The organism is Noviherbaspirillum malthae, assembly GCF_015352985.1.
In the GTDB taxonomy this organism is placed as follows: Bacteria; Pseudomonadota; Gammaproteobacteria; order Burkholderiales; family Burkholderiaceae_D; genus Noviherbaspirillum; species Noviherbaspirillum malthae.
Genome location: NZ_JACYXF010000149.1, coordinates 1 through 3505 on the forward strand (window position 1 = coordinate 1; position 3505 = coordinate 3505).

The window sequence follows — 3505 nt, forward strand, 5'->3', positions numbered from 1 at the left end:
GAAAAATGCGCGGCGAACTCGGCGCCGCGCACATGCCGGCTTACACTTCCAGCCACTCCTTGCGAATGGCCGCATTCGCGCGCAGATCGGCCGGCGTGCCCTCGAACACGATCGCGCCGTGCCCCATCACATACACCCGCTGCGAGATCTCCATCGCAATGGCCAGCTTCTGCTCCACCAGCAGCACCGAGATGCCCCGGTTCTTCAGCTCCATCAGGTACTCCCCCACCAGCTCCACGATCTTCGGCGCCAGGCCCTCGGTCGGCTCGTCGATCATGATCAGGTCAGGGTCGCCCATCAAGGTCCGACACAAGGTCAGCATCTGCTGCTCGCCGCCCGACAGGACCCCGGCAGGCGTATGCTGGCGCTCCTTCAGCCGCGGAAACATCTTGTACATGTCATTGAGGCTCCAGCGCGACTTCTTGCCCTTCTTCTCGCCCAGCACCAGATTCTGTTCCACGGAAAGCGTCGGAAACACGTCCCGGTTCTCCGGCACGTAGCCGAGCCCCTTGTGCGCGATCTCGAAGGCTTTCAAGCCTGTGATTTCCTGTCCCTTGAACCTGATCGAGCCCGTCACGTCCACCTGTCCCATGGTCGACTTCACCGTGGTCGAACGCCCCACGCCGTTGCGGCCCAGCAGACTGACGATCTCGCCCTCGCCCACGTTCAGGTCCACCCCGTGCAGCACATGGCTCTTGCCGTAGTATGCGTGCAGGTCCTTGATTTCCAGTAATGCCGCCATTTATGCCACCTCCGCCGGTGCATGTCCCCCCAGATAGGCTTCCTGCACCTTCTGGTTACCTCGAATATTCTGCGGCGTGTCGCAGGCGATCACCTCGCCGTACACCACCACCGCAATCTTGTCGGCCAGCCCGAACACCACGCTCATGTCGTGCTCCACCATCAAGAGCGTCTTGCCCACCGTGACCTTGCGGATCAGTTCCACCGCCGCATCCGACTCGGAACGGCTCATGCCCGCCGTCGGCTCATCGAGCAGGATCACTTCCGCGCCGCCGGCGATCGTAATACCGATCTCCAGCGCCCGCTGCTCGGCGTAGGTCAAGAGACCTGCAGCGGTGTCGCGCCGGCGTTTGAGACCGATTTGCTCGAGCACTGCTTCGGCACGCTCGTGCGCATCCTTCAGGCCGTTAAGCCGATGCCAGAACGAGTACTTGTAGCCGAGCGACCACAGCACCGCGCAGCGCAGGTTCTCGTACACCGACAGCCGGTGGAAGATGTTGGTGATCTGGAAGCTGCGCGACAGGCCGCTGCGGTTGATCTCGAACGGCCGCAGCCCGAGGATGCTCTTGCCGTTGAGCAGGATGTCGCCCGAGCTGACCGGAAAGCGTCCCGAGATCAGGTTGAACAGCGTCGACTTGCCGGCGCCGTTGGGCCCGATGATGGCAAAGCGCTCGCCCTTGGGCACCGCCAAGTTGGCCCCGCGGATGATTTCGGACTTGCCGAAACTCTTGCGCACGTCTTTCAGTTCGAGTGCCAATGCGCTCATGCTGCCCCCTTGCGGATCTGTTCTTCGATTTCACTGTTGACTTCCCCCCAGGCCTGGGAGAAGGATTTCTTCGTCTTCCAGAAGGCGGCGGCGCCCACCGCCACCAGCGCCAGCGCGATAATCCAGCCGGTCGGGGCCGCGGTATCGACCATGGTGCCGAAGAGCTTCATCTCGGTGCCGTTGGCCGACTCCAGCGTCAGGTGGTACAGCATTTCGATGACCATCACCAGTCCCACGAAACCCACCAGCGAAGCGGCGCACACCGCAAGGAGCTGCGGCAGGATGCGCCGGTACTTGCCGAACTTGGCCACCCGCAGGTTCATCATCAGGATGCTGGCGATGCCGCCGGGCGCATACATGACGATGATGATGAAGAACACGCCCAGGTACAGCTGCCAGGCCTTGGTGAAATCCGACAGCATGACGGTGAGAAACACGCCGATGATCGCGCCGATCATGGGGCCGAAGAAGAAGCCGACGCCGCCGATGAAGGTGAACAGCAGCACGCCGCCGGAGCGCAATGCGGACACGTTCTCGGCAGTGACGATCTCGAAGTTGATCGCCGACAGGCCGCCCGAGATGCCGGCGAAGAAGCCCGACAGGATCAGGGTGAGGTAGCGCGCCCACTGGGTGTCGTAGCCGATGAACTCGACCCGCTCGGGGTTGTCGCGCACGGCATTGATGATGCGCCCCAGCGGCGTCTGGGTGAAGGCGTACATGCCGACCGTGGCGATGAACAGCCAGGCGGCGATCAGGTAGTAGACCTGGATCTGGGGGCCGAAGCTGATGCCCAGGAACTTGTCGCCGTAGACGCGGTTGGTGGAAATGCCGCCCTCGCCGCCGAAGAACTCGGGGAACATCAGCGAGCAGGCGAACACCAGTTCCACGATACCGAGGGTGATCATGGAGAAGGTGGTGCCGGACTTCTTGGTGGTGACATAGCCGAACAGCATGCCGAAGAACATGCCGGCGAGGCCGCCGATCAGGGGAATGAGCGACACCGGCATCCAGATCTTGCCGGCGGTGGCCAGGTTCATCGCATGGATGGCGAAGAAGGCGCCCAGGCCGGAATAGACCGCATGGCCGAAGCTGAGCATGCCGCCCTGGCCCAGCAGCATGTTGTAGGACAGGCCGAAGATCATGACGGTGCCGATCTGCGACAGGATCGACAGCGAGGCGCCGGACTTGAAGATCAGCGGCGCCACGATCAGGATGATGGCGAACAGCCCCCAGATGATCCAGCGCGCCAGATTCAGGGGCTTGTACGTCATGGTGTTTTTGATGGTCAGTGTATTGGTGTTCATGTCAGCCCTCCCGTGTGCCCATCAGGCCGCGCGGACGGAAAATCAGGATCAGCACCAGCAGCAGGTAAGGCAGGATCGGTGCGACCTGCGAGATGGTGAGTTTGAGTACCGGGAAACCGAAGGTCTCCGGCGTGACGGTGGTGCCGACCCAGGCCAGCAGCGTGGCGAAGGAATAGTCCAGCGCCACCGCATAGGTCTGCAGCACGCCGATCAAGAGCGACGCCAGCAAGGCGCCCACCAGCGAGCCCATGCCGCCGACGACCACCACCACGAAGATGATGCTGCCCACGGTGGCCGCCATGCCGGGTTCGGTGACGAAGGCATTGCCGCCGATCACGCCGGCGAGGCCCGCCAGCGCGCAGCCGCCGCCGAAGACCAGCATGAACACGCGCGGCACATTGTGGCCGAGCGCTTCGACCATGTCGGGATGGGTCAGCGCCGCCTGGATGACCAGGCCGATGCGGGTCTTGGTCAGCACCAGGAAGATGGCGACGAGCATCAGGATGGCCACCAGCATCATGAAGCCGCGGTACATCGGGAAGGTGGTGGTGAACAGGGTGAACAGGGGTCCGTCGAGTTCGGCGGGAATCGGGTAAGGCACGGCCGCCCTGCCCCAGACCAGCTGCACCAGCTCGACCAGCACGTAGGACAGGCCGAAGGTGAACAGCAGTTCGGGGATGTGGCCGTACTTGTG

At 63.1% G+C, this 3505-nt stretch carries 4 protein-coding genes; all 4 read right to left on the minus strand.

Features of this window, described 5'->3' with window-relative positions; genetic code table 11:
• Positions 1-40: 40 nt before the first annotated feature.
• Complete coding sequence (locus tag IGW03_RS37255; protein WP_194727420.1) at positions 41-742, minus strand: ABC transporter ATP-binding protein; 702 nt, start codon at positions 740-742, stop codon at positions 41-43.
• Positions 743-1507 carry an ABC transporter ATP-binding protein gene (locus IGW03_RS37260; protein ID WP_194727421.1) on the minus strand — a complete coding sequence of 255 codons (765 nt, stop codon included), beginning with the start codon at positions 1505-1507 and terminating at the stop codon, positions 743-745.
• Positions 1504-2811: a branched-chain amino acid ABC transporter permease gene (locus IGW03_RS37265; RefSeq protein WP_194727422.1), complete on the minus strand. Its 1308-nt coding sequence runs from the start codon at positions 2809-2811 to the stop codon at positions 1504-1506. Before IGW03_RS37265 ends, IGW03_RS37260 begins: the two co-directional genes overlap by 4 nt.
• 1 nt (position 2812) lies before the next feature.
• The coding region (locus IGW03_RS37270) for a branched-chain amino acid ABC transporter permease (RefSeq protein WP_194727423.1) at positions 2813-3505 on the minus strand (693 nt) is incomplete at its 5' end.

Coding starts and splice junctions, on each gene's coding strand:
- IGW03_RS37255 (WP_194727420.1), bottom strand. CDS start 742: ATGGCGGCATTACTGGAAATCAAGGACCTGCACGCATACTACGGCAAG.
- IGW03_RS37260 (WP_194727421.1), bottom strand. CDS start 1,507: ATGAGCGCATTGGCACTCGAACTGAAAGACGTGCGCAAGAGTTTCGGC.
- IGW03_RS37265 (WP_194727422.1), bottom strand. CDS start 2,811: ATGAACACCAATACACTGACCATCAAAAACACCATGACGTACAAGCCC.